The following is a 16,811-nucleotide window of genomic DNA, read 5'->3' as shown; positions in this document are numbered from 1 at the left end:
TGGGCCGCGATCAACACCATCACCCGACGAATCGCCCGCAGACGACCCGCCACCCGGCAGCAACGGCGCACGGTCAGCACCACATCTATCTCGCGGTGACGTGGACCAGTCCGTGGTTGTTGGCCGGGTTGTCGTCGTTGCCCGGCAGGACCGACACGTCGACGGTGCCCGAGGGCGCCCCAACGGTAACGACGTCGAACCACAGATGCCGTGTCTCGTCGGGCATCAAAAACTCGCCAAAGCGCGAGCAGTTCGGGCGGCGGGGGTCGACGGTGTTGCAGACCCAGCCCTCGCCGCCCGGGTTCTCCACCGCGACACCCTGCGGCGGAAGGTAGACCGATGCCCACCAGGGCCGGGTGCCAGTGTTGGTCACGGTCACCTTCACGCTGGCCCTGCCCTGCGGGGGAAGCTTCACCGTGGCCGGGTCGACCTCGATGCCCACATCGAGGTGGGACTCGGCGAACCCGCCGTCTACCACCGTGCAGGGACCGCCGGTGCAGTCGAGCGCGTTCGACTGGCCGTAGAGCTGGTCGATGTCGGAGTCGGTGCGGTCGTCGCCGACGTCCTGGCGGGTCGGCCCGCGCTCCGAGGCACCCCTGATGATCACCTTGTACCGGCCGGGCGGGAGGTCGGTGAACTCGTACCGCCCGCCGACGCCGGTCTCGCCCGTGGCGACGACGTCGGGGCTGTCGGCGCGCTCGACCCGGACCGGCAACTTCCACAGCTCGCCCTCGGTGTCCTGCCGGATCCCGTCGAAGTTCGCGTCGAACCAAGTCGTGCCGCTGATGCTGACCGGTTCCGGGGCATCGGCCACCGGGCCGAGCGCCGGAAGCAAGACCAGCGGCGCCACCGCGACCAGGGCCCTCGTGCGGATCATCGCTGCTCTCATGGGGTGATGGTGATATCGATCTCGTTGTCGGCGGGATTGACGTCCTCGGACGCCGGCGCGTTGAGGTTCAGGGTGTCGGGCTGCGCGGGAACCGTCACCGGGATCCTCAGCTCGGGGGTGGACTGGCCCGGCTCCAGCAGACCCTCGTGGGTGCAGAAGAAGGCGGATCCCTTCCCCACGCAGCCCCAAACGGGACTTGTGCCCAGGTCGACCGGGCCCGCCTCGGTCTCCCGGATCGTGATGCGGGTTGGCGTGGGCTCGTTGCCGGAGTTGCGCACCACGATCGTGACCTCGGCGCGACTGCCCTGGGGTAGCCGGATCTCGCGCGGTTCCGCCGACAGGACGAGGTCCGTCGCCTTCGGGACCAGCCCCGCATCGACGACCGCACAGTCGCCGCCCGTGCAGGACAGCGGCTCACCGGTCGCGTCGGTCCAGCCCAGGTCGGAGTCCGCGGCGTCGTCACCCGCGTTCGGGCGGACCAGGGTCTCGCCGACAGGAACGAGCATGGCCACTCGGTAGGTGTCCGGCGGCATGCCCTCGAACCGGTAACGACCGTCCGATGCGGTGTACCCGGAGTCGGCCAGCGATCCGTCCGGTTTGAGCACACCCATCCCGACCTCGGGCATCCCCGGCTCCCCAGGGTCGCGCAGGCCGTTGGCGTTCGCGTCCCGCCAGATCGTTCCGCTGAGCACTACCGGCTCAGCGGCCTGGGGCGCCGGCACCGACAGCACGCCAGTGACGACCGCGAGCGCGGCCACACACCAGGTACTCGTCATGCCCATACCTTGATCAACGCGACAAGCCGGCCTGGCGTTATCCCCTTTGTCGAGGGGAATGCAACTCCCCGGGCGTCGCGTGCCCCTCCCCATCGGGCAGGCCGGCCAAGATCGTCTTCCAGGGTGCCATCGCGCGTCAGGTCCGAGCAGCCGTCGCGCGGTCCGCATCTGGCTGGACGCCCAGCTGGATCGGCTCGAGCAGCTGGGCGTCCTCACCCTCGCCGACGCCGAGGAGGAGTGCCCCGGCTGCGAGGAGCGGCACCGGATCGCGACGCTCACCGCCGCCGGCATTCCGGTCGCGGTCGAGCTGGTCCGGGAGGCCGGCATTCCGGTGGCGGTCCGCGCCGACCTCGCCGGTGCCGACGCGGCCTACATCGCCGGCCTGATCGGAGAGATCCCGCCGTCCGAGTGGGAGGCCGACGCGGAGGTTTGGTTCGCCGCCCAGCCCGACCGGGCGAAGGCGGCGGACGCGCTCGTCACCGAGATCACCGCCGAACACCGGGAGCCGGCCACCCGTGCTGCTCGGCCTGCAGGCGGTGGCGGACGTGGTCGGGCAGCACGCGGTGCCCGCGGTCCGGCGTCAGATGGGCGGCCCGCACGACGGCCTGGTCCTGCACTGGCTGTCGGACAACGCGGAGTTCGACCCCCAGTCGGTGGAACCGGCCCGGCTGCTCGGCGGGCTGGTCGACGTTCTCGCCGCCACCTTGGACCTCGGCGAACCGGAGGACGTCCTCGACATCCTGCAGGACGAGGAGGACATGCTCCCCGAGCCGATGGAGACCCTCTGGCGGATGGATCATCCCCGGGTCGGCAAGGTGCTCGAGGTGATCGGTGCGCGCCACCCGGCGAAGGCCGTGTCGAAGGCGGCGCGGAAGGCGTTGATGAAGCACCGGAACCGCTGACCGGTCACAGCAGGATGTGCAGCCGGGTGCTCAGGTTCCAGCCTCGGCCGAGGACCGCGTCGGCCAGGCGCCGCTGACCGTCGAGCACGGCGGCGGGCGTCGTCCCGTACGGCACGACCCACACCGGCCGCAGCGCGAACTCCTCGACCAGATCCGCGATCTCGCCGAGGTCGCTGATCGTCCTGGCCACGAACTTCCAGTGCGCCTTCCCGGTGACCGCCAACGCCGCGATCGCCTCGGGCACGATCCGCGCCGTGCGCGCGACACCCGAATGCGCGAGCTTCACGTTGACCACGAACACGTCCACCAGCTCGGCGACCTCCCGAGCGGGCGTGATCGTGCCCTGCGTCTCGACGAGTAGCCGCACGGACGTCCCCACCGACCGGGCCAGCTCCACCAACGCTTGCTGCTGTCGCAGTGGTTCATCGCCGGTGAGGACGAGAAGGTCGACCCGTTGGCATTCCAGCCACGCCGCGATATCGCTCCCCCGATGCCCGGAAATCCGCACGAATGCGGCGCGGTGACCGATCATCGGCCCTTCCCCCTGGAAGGATATGAATGCGTCAGCCACGGCGCAGGATCCGCCATCGGCGTCCCCGACCGCGAGCCGGCGGCCGGCCCGGAGCCAGCGCCGTGCAGGCGGTGCACGGCGTCCCGATCGGCGCCACCATGGGGGCGGGGACGATCAATCGACCGCAGACGGTGCGGAGCAGACCGGTCCTGTCACCGGCGTGCCAGTCGAGGACCTGATGGGCCGCCCGCTCCCCGAACTGGCTGGTGACGAGGGTGGCGTAAGCCGAGTAGTTCACTCCGCCCCCTCACGAGGTGGCGGAGTCGGGCGCCTGCCCGCCAACACCGCGATGCGTTGGACCAGGCACGGGTGCCGGGTCGCGGAGGCGGCGCATCCGGCGCATATTCCATTCCCGAGCGCGTAGTGCCGCGCGAGGATCCGCGCCCCGACGTCGGGCCGCATCGCCACGAACTCGATTGCCGCATCAATCGGGGATCGCTGCCCAACTCGCTGCATGCCCCGAGTGAATACCCCCAAGACTCGCAATGCAAGATCTCACCTGAGACACTCGAAATACGACATCCGGTCGCGCGAATTCCTTTCATATCGAGCGCTCGGAGTCTTTCAAATCGAGTGATAGGATCCCTTCACAGCGAGGAGGCAGCGGGGGATGACCGAGGGCACGACGGGTTCGACCGTGCCGAGGCGGCAGCTCGGGCGCTACCTACGCGACCTGCGCGGACAGGCCCGGTTGACGGTCAGGGCGGCGGCCGAGGCGCTGGAGTGGTCGGAGGCGAAGATCTGGCGGATCGAGACGGGGCAGACCTCGATGCGTTCCCTGGACGTCGAGCAGATGTGCCGCATCTACGACGCACCGGCCGACCTCACCGAGGGGCTGATGGCGCTCGCCAAGGAGACCAAGGCCAAAGGCTGGTGGCTCAGCTATGGCGGCGATGTGATCCCCGAGGGTTTCGACGTCTACATCGGCCTGGAGGAGGCCGCCTCCCGCCTGTTGTGGTACGAGGCCGAGCTGGTGCCTGGGCTGCTCCAGACCGCGGACTACGCCCGCACACTGATCCGCGCCGACAATCCCGGAGTGGATGACGACGAGATCGAGCGTCGGGTCCAGCTGCGCATCGCGCGCCAGTCGCTCATCACGCGGGTCACCGCCGCACCGGAGTTGCGGGTCGTGCTCAACGAGTCGATCCTGCGCCGCCCCGTGGGCGGCACGGCCGTCATACGCGCGCAGCTCGCGCGGCTCGTCGAGGTCAGCGACCTGCCCAACGTCGCACTCAAGGTGCTGCCCTTCGACATCGGCATGCACGCCGGAATCATGTCCGGGCCGTTCGTCGTGCTGGAGTTCCCGGTGAGCGGCAATGGGCGCGCCAGCGAGCCCCCGACGGTCTACGTGGACGGCTTCACCGGCTCACTCTTCCTGGACAAGGCCGGAGAGATCGCGCGCTACCGCACCGCATTCGCCGACATCTGGACCGCTGCCGTCGACGAGGCGGCATCACGGGACCTGATCCTGAAGACAGTAGAGGAGTTCAACCAATGAGCAGCGACGAGCTGGCCACGGCCAGGTGGTTCAAGAGCAGCCGGAGCAACGGCCAGGCCAACTGCGTGGAGGTCGCCTTCCTCGGGGGCGGGCGCGTCGGGCTGCGCGATAGCAAGGACAAGGGCGCGGGGCCGGCGCACGTCTTCACCCGCGACGAATGGCTGGCCTTCATCGAAGGGGCCAAGGACGGCGAGTTCGACCTGGCGTAGTCCGGCTCCTTCGCGGGATCCGCAACGGAGCTCTACGCGACCATCCGCCAACAGGGTTCCCGTGCGTCCTCGCGCGGCAGTCGTGTCACTCGGCAGCGATTGCCCGTCCCGGCCACGGAGGCGACCTGTGGTACCGGTCAGCGAGGATGTCGGGCGCTGGACGTCGGTGACTGCACCTGCGGCCGGCCGCGGACGGGCTGGTGGCCGCGCCTGTGGCCCGGGTGGTGTCCCGCGCTGTTCCACTGCCCAGGCCGCCCCGGCCCGACCATCCTCGGCGCGGCACGCGCAATCGCTACCGGAGCAATCCCGACCGGCCTCTCGCGTCGCTCAGGCCCGCCCCCACAGGGCCGCATTCTCGCCCTCCGTGCGCCGGTAATGGTCCTCCATGGCCTGCAGCGAGTCGCGGACCCTGAGCAGCTCCGCCTCGTACGCCACCATCGCCGCGTACGACCCGTTCGCCGCGTCCATCACGCGGTCGTTGTACGCGGTTGCGGCCTCGGCGCTCACGGGGTCGCCGAGCCAGGGCTGGGAGATGTAGCCCTCCTGGCGAAGCCTGACGAGGTGTGATTTGAGCTCCGCGATCGACGCGTCGAAAGCGGCCCGAACTGCTGGGATCGCAGAAGGCTCGATTCGCAGGGCTGCGGGCGATAGCGGGCCGGACATGTGCCCTCCTCGGATCAGCACTGGATTGATCTGACGGTAGACCCGCCGCGGCACATCAGCGGGCCGACGAGCGAAGATCGTGTGCGATCGTGAACGCCTCGGTGGCGCCTCAGCCGTTCAGAAGTGTCGCCATCACCTCGGCCGCCACGCTCTGCGCGTCTTGGCACAGCTGTGGCTGCGGGATCGGCGGCCGCCGCCCCCCGGACGCGAACTGCACGTCCAGCAACTGGCCCGGTGCGACGTCCACGACCACGGTGCAGTAATCCGTGAACCGGGTCGGCACCGCCACAAGGGCCGGAAAACCCCGCACGGTGATCGGGCGGAGTTCCGCCGCGAGCTCCCCGGAGGTGTACCGCTCGATCCCCATGCTCGTCACCAGGCTCAGCCCGGCCGTCACCGCCCGCGGTTCGAACCCGCCGATGGTGCACAGCGGCACGTCGGCTCCCCCGTACAGACCCACGGGGGCCTCCGAGAACACCGGCCGACCGTCCAACCCCAGCTCCGCCCGCTGTTCCTCCGTCAGCAGCGAGCACGGGTCGACCCGGTCCAGCCGGACCTCCCGCGGTCGCGATGGCAGCTCGATCGCGCCGCCCGGCCGGGCGGCCGCCGAGGTCGATGGGGTTACGGGGCTCGCCGCCCCTTGGACGGCACACGCAGAGGTCAGCAGAACCGCCAGTACCGCACCGAGCAGCCGTCGCACGAGGAGCACCGTAGCCGTCCGGTCACCCTATGGTCATCGTTCTGGAGAACGTCGCGTTCAGCGGAACGCGCGGGACCTCATCGACGGCAGCCGCTCGGCCATCAGCGCCGGCCCGATACTTCCACGTTCGGGCACCGGGAGCAGGGACCCGGGGGGATCCCGATGGCCACGGCATGTCGGCGATCAGCTCGACCCCGCCGATCAGGGCCGCCTAGCGGTGAGGTCGTCGGAATGACCCGCTTCCAAACGTGCCCACTGCGCGATGGGGCGTCCGCCCCACTCCTCAGATGCCGGCGGCCACGTGGGCGGGCCGCCGTCACACCTCATGGAGCAGTGTTGTGGCCAGCCGGTGGGTGAGTCCTCCCAGGGTTCCTGGCGTCCGTAGACGGTGCGGTCCATGAGCGAATAGCTGTAGTCCATGGCCTCCACGCCGCGGCGGTTCGTCCAGTAGGTCTCGAACACGCGGTCGCCGTCCCGTAGGTAGCACACGAGGTGGAACAAGCCCTTCTCGCGACCGACGAGGAGCGCGTCGAGGGAGGGCTGGGCCGAATACCAGGGCATGTCCCAGCCCATGAAGTCGCGGTAACGGAGGCTCTCGGCGTACGACACCTGTGGGTCGGCGGGGCCGAACGCGGTGTTGCGGCCCTGGCTGAAGACCGCGTAGGTGATGTCACGGGAGTGCAGGGCGGACAGCTCGGTGACCTGATTGAGGAAGAACGTGCAGCCTTCGCACTGCTCGGGCGCGGGCCGGCCGGGCCACCACATTGCGTAGTAGGCGATGAGCTGCCGGCGCCCTTCGAACGCATCGAGCAGGGTGAGCGGCCCGTTTGGCCCGATCAGCTCGAGGTTGGGATCGACCTCGACCATGGGGAGGCGCCGTCGGGCCGCGGCGATCGCGTCGCCTTCCCGGGTGTGTGCTTTCTCCCGAGCCCGCAGTTCGTCGAGTTCGGTCTGGAAGGTGGCGCGGTCGACGACCGCCGGCTCGGGCAGTGCGCTCGCCGCCTCGCCGCCGCTGCCGGTCCCGGACGAGCTGACGCGTGCCGAACCACCGCAGCAGGACTCCCCGTTCATGACATCTCTCCTTCCCGCACGGCGGACCGTGCGAATCCAGTTGCTGCGACGTCCGCGTCATCCACCTCGCTGGGCGCGGGTTGCGGCCGGGTCCGCAGTCCGTTCCAGACGAGTGCGATGACGGTCACCGTCAACAGAACGTCGAAGATGATCGCCACGCGGATACCGCTGAGCAGACCGACCTGGGTAGCCGCGACCCCGCTGAGGATGGGGACGCCGATGGCGACGGCGACCTGTTGGGTGAGCGTGGCGAGGCCGGTGGCCAAACCTTGCTCGGAGTCGGGCAGGCCCGAGCCCGAGGTCGCGGTCACCATGAAGGCCACGATCGCCGCCACGTGCCCGAAGAACCCGATGAAGAGTGCGGGAAGCAGTAGCCACAGCCACGCGGCGCTGGTGCCGAGCAGGACCAGCGGGAGGGTGCAGCCGGCCTGCACCAGCAGGCCAACGGTGAGCACCCTGCGCTGGCCGTGCCGACCGATGAGGCGACCGGCGATGATGCCGGCGGCTACCGAGGCCAGGCCGGGCACGCCGAAGATCAGACCAGTGGTTATCGGCGTGAAGCCCAGGATGTCCTGCAGGTACAGCGTCATCAGGAAGATCAGCGCGCTCTCCATAGAGAACACGACCAGACCGGCGATGTTGCCCCACTTCACGGTGCGCCGGGACAGGATGCTCACGGCCGCCAGCGGGTCTTTCGCCCGCTTCTCGATCCGCCAGAACACAACCAGCAACGCCAGGCCGCCAACAAGGGCGTACAGGTTCCGGTTGGTGACACCGAACGCGAACGCCAGCAGGCCAAGGGTCACCGTGATCGCGCCCGGCACGTCCAGCTTGACCTTCGCGGCGGCGCTGCTCGCCTGCACCAGGAGCGGCGTGACCACGAGGATGAGCAACGCGACCGGCACGTTGATCAGGAATGCCCAGCGCCAGCCCAGTGTGCCCACAAGGGTGCCGCCGACCAGTGCGCCGGCGGTGAACCCAGCGGACAACAATGCGCCGTTGAGCCCGAGCACCCGCGCCCGCTGCTTCTCGTCGCTGACCGACGTGATCAGCAACGACAGCGCGGCGGGGGTGGCGATCGCGGTGGCGAGACCCTGCAGTGTGCGGGCGGTCAGCAGCACCGTGGCGTTCGTCGCGAGCCCACCCATGAGGGACGCCACGACCAGCAGCGTGAGGCCGATGAGGAACATTCGTCGCCGGCCGAGCAGGTCCGCGATCCGTCCGAACAGCAATGTGAATCCGGCAGCGGGCAGCGCGTACGCCGTGATTACCCATGCCATGCCGGAGAACCCGAGGCCGACGCCCGCACCGACGTGGGGCAGCGCGACGTTCAGAATCGAGTAGTCGACCGAGAGCATGAACTGTGTGCCGAGCAGTAAGAACACAATCAGCCGTTGCCGGCTGGTCATCTTTGCCTGCGCGTCCATCGTCGTCGTCATGATGCCGCAGTCCCTTCCTGCGTCCGGTGAGGCTGTCCATTTCCGGTGGTTCCGTGGGGGGTCGATGTTCGTCTCGACCGCCTGGATAAACGTGTCTGGTACCTGCCGATCTCGTTGTCGTGGAAGGAATTTGCGGCATGCGGAGTCGTGCGTCGAAGCGCATGCGGCTTCGACGCAGCGACGCCCGTTGTCGTAGGTGGGTGTGGCGATCAGGGCCGAGGCGGCGGGTCCTGGTCGGGCTGCTCGGCCAGTTGCTTGATCCGCAGCAGGCGGCTGTCCCAGGACCGGCCGATCCGGTCCAGCTCCCGGGCGAGCGAGCTCAGCCGGGCGCCGACGACGAGATAGACGACCTCGCGTCCGCGCTGCTCCGACTCGACGAGCCCGACCTCACGCAGCACCTCGAGGTGCTTGCCGATCGCCTGCCTGCTCACCGGGAGGACCCGGGCCAGGGCGGAGGCCGACATCGCGCCCTGCCCGAGCCGCGTGAGGATCTCCCAGCGGGTCGGGTCACTCAGCGCGGCGCACATGGTCGGGAGGTCCGGCGCGCTCATGACCCCGTGTCTGCGGGCGCCGCCCCTGACTCGACGAACGCCTTCGCGGCGGCCAGCTCCTCCATCCAGCCGCGGTCGTTGCCCTCGCGCTCCTTCAACCAGGTCGCCGGGTCGTCGGAGAGGGTGGAGAACCCGCTCTCGAGGACGCGCAGCGTCACCCCGCCGCCGGCGCGATCGTCGATCCAGAACTCGACGAGCGTCCCCTCGGAGACGGCGCGGAACGGTGTGCCCAGCCAACGGAACGCGGCATAGCGCGGCTTGTCCAGCTGCACCGTCCGGAACCGGAACTCCCCGAGTCCCGGCTGCGTCACGACCGCGACGTCGCCCTCGTACCGCAGGTCGGGCTCGGCTCCGACAGTGCCGTCGTTGACGTACCAACCGGGCCTCGCGATGAGTTCCCACACTCGATCGGCCGGAGCGTCGATGTCGATCCGGCGAGCGATGCTGTCGAGCTCGGCCAGCTCCGCCTCGGTGTACGTGGTGTCGTTCATGACGTTCCCTCCAGGTGGTGTGCAACTAGACGATTGCACATCACTTGCCTATGTGCAACCCTTCGATTGCAGTTCGGGATCCATGACCCACAGCCCGCGCAGGTCGGGGGAGCGCAGCGAGTTCGCGCGAACGCGCGGGGCGAAGGGCCCGGGCCGACGACGTCCACGCCGCTGAGCGTGTGCCTCGGGGCGCGGACCGAGTTCACGCATCCGCGACCGATCAGGCGGGCCATGGGTCGAGCAGTTGCTCGCCATGGACTGGGACAACCCCGACCACCGGCCGATCCTGGAGATGGAGGGCCCGCGGCAGTGGGTGCTCCCCCAGCTCGAGGGCTACAACTCGCTCTTCGAGGCGCTCGCCAACGGCGCGCAGAACATCACCTTCGCCTGACGCCTTATCTCGAGACGGCGCCGTCGGAGTCGTGACCGGCACGGACCACCCGGAACGGCGGTGTCTGGCGTTCCGGGTGGCCGTCGCCTGGCACGCACCACCTCGCACTTACTGAAGGACATTGCCACTCCCGGCGTTGCCGAGTGCATGCTGGAGGCCACCGGATTCGGAGTCCTCGAGCGCGTAACCACCATCGCGGGGTCCACCGCCTCCGGAACGACCCGTGATCCGCAACGGCCGGGAGTAGGGAACAGATGATGCGCCGGCACCTTTCCGGCCCCACCGCGCTCTGGGTGTTGCTGTTCGTCGTCGCGTTCGGCACGAACGTGCCCACCCCGCTGCTGCTGGTCTACCGGGACACGCTCGACCTGTCCGCCAACGCGCTCACCGGTGCGTTCGGCATGTACGCCGCGGGTCTGGTGCCGGCGCTGCTGCTGGCCGGTCCGGCGTCCGACCGGTTCGGTCGGCGCCGTCTCGTCGTTCCGGCCAGCCTGCTCGCCGTGCTGACCTCGCTGCTGTTCCTCCTCGCGGGATCGTCGGTCGTCGCGCTCTTCGCCGGGCGGTTCCTGCAGGGTGCGGTGTCCGGCGTGGTCTTCAGCGTCGGCACGGCGTGGCTCGGCGAGCTGATCGGTGCGCCCGAGCGTGCGGCGCGGCTCACCACAGCGGCATTGAGCGCTGGGTGGGGACTCGGCCCGTTGACCGCGGGGATTCTCGGCCAGTGGTTTCCCGCGCCCACCGTGCTGCCCTACCTCGTGCACGTCGGGATGATGGGTCTCGCTCTCCTGTTGCTGCCCGGCGTGCCTGAGACCCTGCCGCCTTCGCGCAGGCGCCGGGACGGCCCGGTACTGAACCTGGGCGTGCCGAGATCGGCCCGATGGCCGTTCACGCTGGTGGTTCTGCCGGTCGCGGTCGGCGTGTTCACGTTCCCGTCGACCGCTGTGACCGTGCTTCCGCTGCTGCTGATCCCGGCCCTGCCGGGGATCGCCGTCGTGGTCACCGGGCTGGTTGCGGCGGTGACCCTGTTGACCGGGGTGCTCACCCAGCCCCTGCATCGTCGGCTCGCAGCCGGACGTTCCGGCCCGATCGGGCTGGCGGCCGGCGCGGCCGGGCTGGCACTGAGCCTGGTCGCCGCGGGGCTGGACGCCTGGCCGGTCCTCCTGCCAGCCGCTGTGCTGCTCGGCGCGGGGTATGGGCTGTGCCTCGCGGCGGGCCTCACGATGGTGGCGCAGCTGGCGCTACCCGCGGAGCGCGGCGCGCTCACCGGCACCTTCTACGCCTGCGCCTACCTCGGGTTCGGCGTGCCGCTGCTGTTGTCCGCGGTCGGCGGGGACGGCGGCCTCGGTACCCCGCTCGCCGGTCTGGCGGTCGTGACCGCCGTAGTTGCGTGCCTGCTCGCGCTGCCGCCCTCGCGGCGCTTTGCTCTCTCCGCCGCCGGCCCGCGGACGCGCCCCTCCGCACCATGAACGGAACGGCCAGACGCGCCGTTGCCGAGTACGCGGTCGGGACACTGCTCGTCAGCGGGCCCGGGTGAGTTTGTCGGGATTGGTCACGGAGTAGATCCCACAAACCTGACCAGCGGGTGTCAGGTCGAGCACAAAGACGGCAAACGGGGACCTGTCCAGGAACAGCACCGCGGCCGGCTCACCGTTGATCCTTCGGTAGTCGACACCCAGTTTCCGAGCGTCCCGGACGTGACGAACGAAGAGCCGGGCCACCCGGTCGCGCCCGTGTACAGGTCGTGGACTCCACGCTGGCCCCTTGCCCCCGCCATCGGTCCAGAGCGTGACGTCCGGGGCGAGGATGCGCAGCAGCGCCTCCAGATCGCCGCCGAGCGCGGCGGCCAGGAAACGCTCGGTCACCTCCCGCTGCTCCCGGGGGTCTGGTCGGTAGCGCGGACGCCGGGCGTGCACATGCTCGCGGGCGCGGTGAGCGAGTTGGCGGATCGCGGACGGATTCCGACCGAGGATGTCGGCGATCTCCGTGTGCGGATAGCCGAATACCTCGTGCAGCACGAAGACCGCGCGCTCGAGCGGCGTGAGCGACTCCAGCACCACGAGCAGAGCCATCGAGAACGACTCGACGCGATCCGCTGCTTCCGCCGCGTCGCCGTCTGAGTAGGCGGGACCGACAAGCGGCTCGGGCAGCCACTCCCCGACGTAGGTCTCCCGCCTGCGGCTGATCGCCGCGCGGCGGGCGAGGGCCTGGTGCACCGCGACCCGCACCAGGTAGGCGCGGTTGTTCTCGACCGGCTCCGCCTCCGGGTTCCTGTTCCGCGCAGCCCAGGCCAGCCAGGTCTCCTGCAGCACATCTTCGGTGTCAGCGACGCTGCCGAGGATGTTGTAGACGCAGGCGAACAGCAGTTCACGGTGCTCGACAAACACTTGGGTCGGCTCGTCCACGTCAGCCATGAGTCCTCCCCCGCCCCCGAACGTGACCGCACGTGAGGCACATCACGCCGCATCACACTCGGTCCGGACGACGACCTCTTGGTTTCCGCAAGCTTCCAACACGAGAGGTTGAACATGTCCTTGATCAAGCCAGCCGCGCTACTCACCAGGGCCGACGAGGCCGAGGTACTGAACGTCGGCGCAACCAAGATGTGGTTGCTCGCGGACGCCGACGCCACGGGCGGCGCGGTGAACGCCAACCGGGCGATCCTCGAGCCGGGCACCGACGGACCGCCGCCGCACTATCACACCGGATCCGCCGAGATCTTCTTCGTGCTCGGTGGCTCGTTGCGGGTGCTCGCAGGCGACCGAGTCGTCACCCTCGACGAGGGCGACTTCCTGATGGTTCCCCGGAACGTCCCGCACGCTTTCGCCACGCCACCGGAGGTTGGCGCCGACCTGCTTGTCGTCTTTGCACCGGGGATCGAGGAGCGGTTCGAATACTTCCGGCTCGGTGTGCGCGTCCTCAAAGGGGAAGCCGGCCCCGAGGAGATCCTGAACTCGCAGGAGCGCTTCGACAATCACTTCATCGAGCACCCGCTCTGGCAGGGCGGCCGCACCGAGGTGACGACGCGGTGACGGTCTCCCGACGACACGTCCTCGGTCTGGCCGGCCTGGCGGCGGCAGCCACGGCCACGGGTGTGGCCGGCTGTTCCCAACCCGACGAGCCGGCCCGGATGCGGACCCTGATCAGAAACGTACGCGTCTTCGACGGCGTCCGGACGATCCCCCGCGCCGACGTCCTGATCTCCGACGACCGGATCGCCGAGTACGACGGACGGCGGGTGGACGTCGAGTTGGAAGGCACCGGGAAGACCCTCCTACCGGGCCTGATCGACGCGCACACCCACGCGTTCGACGGCGACCTCGCGCAGGCACTGCGGTTCGGCGTGACCACCGAACTGGACATGTTCTGCCTGCCGGCGAACCTGCAGCGACAGCGCAGGCTGGCCGCCGAGCGCGACGACGTGGCGGACATCCGCAGCGCGGGCACCCTGGCCACCGCCCCGAACGGGCACCCCAGCCACATCATCACACCGGCTCTGGCCGCGGTGCTGGGTGACGCGGTCGGCCCGTTCGACACCGTCGCCGCTCCGGGTCAGGCCCAGGCGTTCGTCGACGCCCGGCGTGCCGAAGGCATCGACTACCTGAAGATCGTGATCGACGACGGCGCGTTGTCCGGGAACTCACTACCCACGCTCTCCCCCGAGACCGTCGCCGCGCTGGTGGAGGCCGCGCACGCCGCCGGGCTGAAGACGATCGCTCACGTGGCCACGACGAAGACCACGGCAATCGCGTTGGACGCGGGCATCGACGGCTTGGCGCACGTGTTCTCCGATGTCGGCCCGAACGATCCGGCAGCCGAGGAGCTTGCGGCCAAGATCGCCGAACGGAACGTGTTCGTGACCAGCACGCTCAGCTACATCGAGGTGCTCGCCGGGGAACGCGGCGGCGCCGAGCTCATCCAGGACGAACGCATCGCGTCACGGCTGTCCGAACAGGCGAGGGCCAGGCTCAGTGGAAACGCGACCGGAGCCTCAGCACATCCGAACGGCGCCACGAACGCGGCAGGTGCCGCGGACGCGCTCCACCGTGCCGGTGTGCCGTTGCTGGCCGGCACCGACGCGACAGCCTTCACGCCTGGCCACGGCGCGAGCATGCATCACGAGCTGGCGCTGCTGACCCGGGTCGGGCTCACCGCCGAGGAGGCCCTCGCCGCCGCCACCAGCGTGCCGGCCCGCTGTTTCGGGCTGACCGACCGCGGCCGGGTTGCCCCCGGCCTGCGTGCCGATCTCGTACTGGTTGACGGCGACCCGACCAGAGACATCACCGCCACCCGCTCGATCGTCGACGTGTGGCGCCGGGGTGTCCGGCAATCCTGGTAGACCGGTCAGGGCGGGCAGAGGGCCCGGTCGAGCGCTCAGCCCACCGGCCCGACCGACTCGATCCCCGCGACCGTGAACTCCCGCTCCGCCGACCGCAGATGGCACCACGCGTTCAGCCATCGCCCGTACAGCTGCTCCGGGCGGATGTCGCGGGCCGTGCGGTTGCCCTCCTTGTTGCGGTAGACGATCTTCACGTCGCGGCCGCGTTCGAGCGCGTCCGCCAGCAGGGCAACCTCCGCCACATCGAGCCCTGGTGCCAGGCTCGCGAGTTCGGCCTCCGTCTTGGACGCAGGTGCCGTGACGGTTCGGGCAGCGAGCAGCCTGGCGGCGAGGTCGCAGGGGTCCACCCGCGCCCGAGCCCGCGCCGTACGGGGTGAGGGCGCCGACCTGTTCTCCTTCTGCGGCACCGTCACGACGCCCTCGGCGTCCTCCGGCATCGGAGCGAATCCGGCCGCACGCAGCTTGGGCAGCAGGTCGCCGGCTTCGAGCGGGCTGGCGAGCACCGTCGGGGCGAGCCGGGTCAGTTGGAGGCGACGCAGGGAGCGGGTGTGCAGGATCTCGCTGATCTCCGGTTCCTCCCCCGTGACGCACGACCGGACGACGCGCACCCGCACGCTGCCGTGCCGGCGGGCGACGTCGCCGATCAGGTAGTCCAGCGGTTGCGGCAACGGGCGGTCGGACGCGGCCGCGAGCGCGGCCCGCAACTCGTCGGCGCTCCAGCCGTCGTCGAGCGCACCGCGGACGCTGTCCGGGGTGAACCGCCAGATGGCCGCCGTGCCACGGCTCTCCGCGACGGCCGTGCCGGCGAGCAACTTACTCGCTGCGGCGCTGAGCTGCCCGGACGCAACGGCGGTGAGGTCGGACTGCAGCACGAGCGAACCTGCGGTCGCCGGCAGTAGTTCGGTGGCGCGCCGAGCCAGCTCTTCCTCGGCATCCGGGCCATCGGCGTCGGCGGCGAGCTGTTCCCCGAGCGCTGTGAGCCGATCGCCGGCCACCAGCCCGAGCTGCGTCGCCTCCTGGACCGCCGCCGCCACCTTGCGCGCCCGACCTGCCGCGTCGTAGTGGTGCAGCGGGCAGAGCCAGTCGATCTGTTCGCCAACGGCGCGTATCGAGCGGCCTCCCGCGGCGGCGCGGAACAGGGCACGCCGGATGAGCCCTCCGAACGACTCGAGCGGCAGCGGGGGCGGCACCTCGCCGTCGTCGATCTCTCGGCTGGTCGGCGCGAGCGCGAGCCCGAACCAGGCGAGTGCGATCCGGGCCCAGCGGACGCCCGGGTCTTCGTCCCGCCACTCGTCGAACGCGCTCGTCGCCGGGTAGCCCTCCGGTGTGAGGGCAAGCAACCCGGCCGCCGCCGCGATGTCGATCCAGAGGGCAGGCTCGGCGAGCCCCAGCCGGGCGATCCGCGCGCGTTCCCGCGTGCCGACCCCACCCTTCTTCAAGGCGGCGAGCGGACGGATCCTGGCCTCGTCGAGCAACGTGGTGACCGCGCGCAACGCCCCCTCGGCGCCGGCCCGGCCGTCGTCGAGCTCCGATGTCGCCGCCGGCAGCTGCGGCGCGCCGGTCAGGCCGCCATCCTCGCCGAGCAGCAGGAGCATCACGGCCGTTTCCCGGGGCAGCTCCGGCACGCGGGACGGCCCGTCGACGAGCAGCCCCGCGCGTGTTAGGTCCGCGATCGAGCCGCGATTCTCCGACCGGAACCCGAGGTAGACGAAGGAACCGCGGCACACCTGATCGAGATAGCGCCGCCCCCGCCCCGACAGACCGGCGACGGCCCGCGCGATCACCGCAGGATCATCGATCAGCTCCTCGAGCCGCACGCCGAGGTCAGGCTTGCGCAGCCCGTCCGGCTCACCGCCGAGGCCGGCCACCGCCGCTCGGAGGTGCTCGACATTGGCCTGCCGCGCGATGACCGCGAGCGGCCGGAAACGTGCGACGCTCTCCGCGAGCTGCTCGGCCCACCGGGCCGGCAGCCCGACGCGGCCGTCGACATGCCAGGCGAGCCCGTACGCGCACAAGCCGTCGATCAGGTGCTGGACCTGGTCCTCCGGCACGCCGAGCCGGCCTGCGAGGGTGGCCGGTGTCGGCTCGCCGATCAGCGCAACCGCCCGCGCAACGATCATCTCGTCCCGGTTCAGCAGCTCCAGCGCGCGCGTCAGCGATTCGATGCCGTTCAACCGCATCGCGAGCTCGTCGACGGTGCGTGGAGCCGGGTCGATCAGCACGTCGGGCCGGCGGCGGAGCAGCGCTTCCAGCCGGTCGACGTCGAGGGTCGCGAGGTAGGTGGCTAGCGACACGCGCCCGATCGCACCATGCCCAGGACCGACCTC

At 70.2% G+C, this 16,811-nt stretch carries 20 protein-coding genes; 7 read left to right on the top strand and 13 right to left on the bottom strand.

The window, feature by feature from the left end; translation table 11 throughout:
• Positions 1–85: 85 nt before the first annotated feature.
• The 3 genes from K1T35_RS11590 to K1T35_RS11580 form a co-directional block, all read right to left on the bottom strand.
• Positions 86–889, bottom strand: coding sequence for an SdrD B-like domain-containing protein (locus K1T35_RS11590; RefSeq protein ID WP_220260167.1), 804 nt, complete (start codon positions 887–889; stop codon positions 86–88).
• On the bottom strand, positions 886–1,665 hold the full coding sequence (locus K1T35_RS11585; RefSeq protein WP_220260166.1) for an SdrD B-like domain-containing protein: 780 nt from the start codon (positions 1,663–1,665) through the stop codon (positions 886–888). The genes K1T35_RS11590 and K1T35_RS11585 overlap by 4 nt, the downstream gene beginning before the upstream one ends.
• 136 nt (positions 1,666–1,801) lie before the next feature.
• Positions 1,802–2,164 (bottom strand): hypothetical protein, encoded by a 363-nt coding sequence (locus K1T35_RS11580; protein WP_220260165.1) that lies wholly within the window; start codon positions 2,162–2,164, stop codon positions 1,802–1,804.
• 16 nt (positions 2,165–2,180) lie between these two features.
• Here K1T35_RS11580 and K1T35_RS11575 point away from each other — a divergent pair, with 16 nt between their 5' ends.
• Positions 2,181–2,567: a hypothetical protein gene (locus K1T35_RS11575; RefSeq protein ID WP_220260164.1), complete on the top strand. Its 387-nt coding sequence runs from the start codon at positions 2,181–2,183 to the stop codon at positions 2,565–2,567.
• 4 nt (positions 2,568–2,571) lie between these two features.
• Here K1T35_RS11575 and K1T35_RS11570 read toward each other — a convergent pair whose 3' ends face one another.
• Both K1T35_RS11570 and K1T35_RS11565 read right to left on the bottom strand, forming a co-directional pair.
• The gene (locus tag K1T35_RS11570) at positions 2,572–3,138 is read right to left on the bottom strand and encodes a 7-carboxy-7-deazaguanine synthase QueE (RefSeq protein ID WP_220260163.1); all 567 of its coding nucleotides are present in this window, start codon (positions 3,136–3,138) and stop codon (positions 2,572–2,574) included.
• Entirely contained in the window at positions 3,131–3,376 is a 246-nt protein-coding gene (locus tag K1T35_RS11565; protein WP_220260162.1) for a hypothetical protein, read from the bottom strand. The genes K1T35_RS11570 and K1T35_RS11565 overlap by 8 nt, the downstream gene beginning before the upstream one ends.
• Positions 3,377–3,748: 372 nt before the next feature.
• Here K1T35_RS11565 and K1T35_RS11560 point away from each other — a divergent pair, with 372 nt between their 5' ends.
• The gene (locus K1T35_RS11560; RefSeq protein ID WP_220260161.1) at positions 3,749–4,636 is read left to right on the top strand and encodes a helix-turn-helix transcriptional regulator; all 888 of its coding nucleotides are present in this window, start codon (positions 3,749–3,751) and stop codon (positions 4,634–4,636) included.
• Positions 4,633–4,845 carry a DUF397 domain-containing protein gene (locus tag K1T35_RS11555; protein ID WP_220260160.1) on the top strand — a complete coding sequence of 71 codons (213 nt, stop codon included), beginning with the start codon at positions 4,633–4,635 and terminating at the stop codon, positions 4,843–4,845. Before K1T35_RS11560 ends, K1T35_RS11555 begins: the two co-directional genes overlap by 4 nt.
• A gap of 327 nt (positions 4,846–5,172) precedes the next feature.
• Here the strand turns inward: K1T35_RS11555 and K1T35_RS11550 are convergent, their stop codons facing one another.
• The 6 genes from K1T35_RS11550 to K1T35_RS11525 all read right to left on the bottom strand — a co-directional run bounded on the left by K1T35_RS11550 (position 5,173) and on the right by K1T35_RS11525 (position 9,760).
• Entirely contained in the window at positions 5,173–5,508 is a 336-nt protein-coding gene (locus K1T35_RS11550) for a hypothetical protein (protein ID WP_220260159.1), read from the bottom strand.
• A gap of 109 nt (positions 5,509–5,617) precedes the next feature.
• A complete protein-coding gene (locus K1T35_RS11545; RefSeq protein ID WP_220260158.1) occupies positions 5,618–6,208 on the bottom strand; it encodes a DUF3558 domain-containing protein in 591 nt (196 codons plus the stop codon).
• A gap of 201 nt (positions 6,209–6,409) precedes the next feature.
• A complete protein-coding gene (locus tag K1T35_RS11540; RefSeq protein WP_220260157.1) occupies positions 6,410–7,279 on the bottom strand; it encodes a DUF899 family protein in 870 nt (289 codons plus the stop codon).
• Positions 7,276–8,718, bottom strand: a complete 1,443-nt coding sequence (locus K1T35_RS11535) for an MFS transporter (RefSeq protein ID WP_220260156.1) — start codon at positions 8,716–8,718, stop codon at positions 7,276–7,278. The genes K1T35_RS11540 and K1T35_RS11535 overlap by 4 nt, the downstream gene beginning before the upstream one ends.
• A gap of 209 nt (positions 8,719–8,927) precedes the next feature.
• Positions 8,928–9,269 carry a helix-turn-helix transcriptional regulator gene (locus tag K1T35_RS11530; RefSeq protein WP_220260155.1) on the bottom strand — a complete coding sequence of 114 codons (342 nt, stop codon included), beginning with the start codon at positions 9,267–9,269 and terminating at the stop codon, positions 8,928–8,930.
• Positions 9,266–9,760 carry a hypothetical protein gene (locus K1T35_RS11525; RefSeq protein WP_220260154.1) on the bottom strand — a complete coding sequence of 165 codons (495 nt, stop codon included), beginning with the start codon at positions 9,758–9,760 and terminating at the stop codon, positions 9,266–9,268. Before K1T35_RS11525 ends, K1T35_RS11530 begins: the two co-directional genes overlap by 4 nt.
• Before the next feature lie 253 nt (positions 9,761–10,013).
• Between K1T35_RS11525 and K1T35_RS11520 the strand changes: the two genes are divergently transcribed.
• Together K1T35_RS11520 and K1T35_RS11515 are read left to right on the top strand one after the other, a co-directional pair.
• Complete coding sequence (locus K1T35_RS11520) at positions 10,014–10,151, top strand: hypothetical protein (protein ID WP_220260153.1); 138 nt, start codon at positions 10,014–10,016, stop codon at positions 10,149–10,151.
• Between the two features lie 254 nt (positions 10,152–10,405).
• The gene (locus tag K1T35_RS11515) at positions 10,406–11,614 is read left to right on the top strand and encodes an MFS transporter (RefSeq protein WP_220260152.1); all 1,209 of its coding nucleotides are present in this window, start codon (positions 10,406–10,408) and stop codon (positions 11,612–11,614) included.
• A 51-nt stretch (positions 11,615–11,665) separates the two neighbouring features.
• On the opposite strand, the gene sigJ is transcribed toward K1T35_RS11515, so the two are convergent.
• Positions 11,666–12,559: an RNA polymerase sigma factor SigJ gene (gene sigJ, locus K1T35_RS11510; protein ID WP_220260151.1), complete on the bottom strand. Its 894-nt coding sequence runs from the start codon at positions 12,557–12,559 to the stop codon at positions 11,666–11,668.
• A gap of 114 nt (positions 12,560–12,673) precedes the next feature.
• Between sigJ and K1T35_RS11505 the strand changes: the two genes are divergently transcribed.
• The gene (locus tag K1T35_RS11505) at positions 12,674–13,177 is read left to right on the top strand and encodes a cupin domain-containing protein (protein WP_220260150.1); all 504 of its coding nucleotides are present in this window, start codon (positions 12,674–12,676) and stop codon (positions 13,175–13,177) included.
• A complete protein-coding gene (locus K1T35_RS11500) occupies positions 13,174–14,484 on the top strand; it encodes an amidohydrolase family protein (RefSeq protein ID WP_255621780.1) in 1,311 nt (436 codons plus the stop codon). Before K1T35_RS11505 ends, K1T35_RS11500 begins: the two co-directional genes overlap by 4 nt.
• Before the next feature lie 35 nt (positions 14,485–14,519).
• Here the strand turns inward: K1T35_RS11500 and K1T35_RS11495 are convergent, their stop codons facing one another.
• Positions 14,520–16,778 (bottom strand): helicase-associated domain-containing protein, encoded by a 2,259-nt coding sequence (locus K1T35_RS11495; protein ID WP_220260149.1) that lies wholly within the window; start codon positions 16,776–16,778, stop codon positions 14,520–14,522.
• Between the last annotated feature and the right edge of the window lie 33 nt (positions 16,779–16,811).

Source organism: Pseudonocardia sp. DSM 110487, from assembly GCF_019468565.1.
Classification (GTDB): domain Bacteria; phylum Actinomycetota; class Actinomycetes; order Mycobacteriales; family Pseudonocardiaceae; genus Pseudonocardia.
Note: the sequence above shows the minus strand (reverse complement) of the source record. Positions and strands in the feature narration are given on the sequence as shown.

Bases quoted from the DNA above. Each gene is read 5' to 3' on its own strand.
- K1T35_RS11535 (WP_220260156.1), bottom strand. From the start codon at position 8,718: ATGACGACGACGATGGACGCGCAGGCAAAGATGACCAGCCGGCAACGG.
- K1T35_RS11560 (WP_220260161.1), top strand. From the start codon at position 3,749: ATGACCGAGGGCACGACGGGTTCGACCGTGCCGAGGCGGCAGCTCGGG.
- K1T35_RS11585 (WP_220260166.1), bottom strand. From the start codon at position 1,665: ATGACGAGTACCTGGTGTGTGGCCGCGCTCGCGGTCGTCACTGGCGTG.
- K1T35_RS11550 (WP_220260159.1), bottom strand. From the start codon at position 5,508: ATGTCCGGCCCGCTATCGCCCGCAGCCCTGCGAATCGAGCCTTCTGCG.
- K1T35_RS11515 (WP_220260152.1), top strand. From the start codon at position 10,406: ATGATGCGCCGGCACCTTTCCGGCCCCACCGCGCTCTGGGTGTTGCTG.
- K1T35_RS11590 (WP_220260167.1), bottom strand. From the start codon at position 889: ATGAGAGCAGCGATGATCCGCACGAGGGCCCTGGTCGCGGTGGCGCCG.
- K1T35_RS11520 (WP_220260153.1), top strand. From the start codon at position 10,014: ATGGACTGGGACAACCCCGACCACCGGCCGATCCTGGAGATGGAGGGC.
- K1T35_RS11540 (WP_220260157.1), bottom strand. From the start codon at position 7,279: ATGAACGGGGAGTCCTGCTGCGGTGGTTCGGCACGCGTCAGCTCGTCC.
- K1T35_RS11555 (WP_220260160.1), top strand. From the start codon at position 4,633: ATGAGCAGCGACGAGCTGGCCACGGCCAGGTGGTTCAAGAGCAGCCGG.
- K1T35_RS11505 (WP_220260150.1), top strand. From the start codon at position 12,674: ATGTCCTTGATCAAGCCAGCCGCGCTACTCACCAGGGCCGACGAGGCC.
- sigJ (WP_220260151.1), bottom strand. From the start codon at position 12,559: ATGGCTGACGTGGACGAGCCGACCCAAGTGTTTGTCGAGCACCGTGAA.
- K1T35_RS11530 (WP_220260155.1), bottom strand. From the start codon at position 9,269: ATGAGCGCGCCGGACCTCCCGACCATGTGCGCCGCGCTGAGTGACCCG.
- K1T35_RS11525 (WP_220260154.1), bottom strand. From the start codon at position 9,760: ATGAACGACACCACGTACACCGAGGCGGAGCTGGCCGAGCTCGACAGC.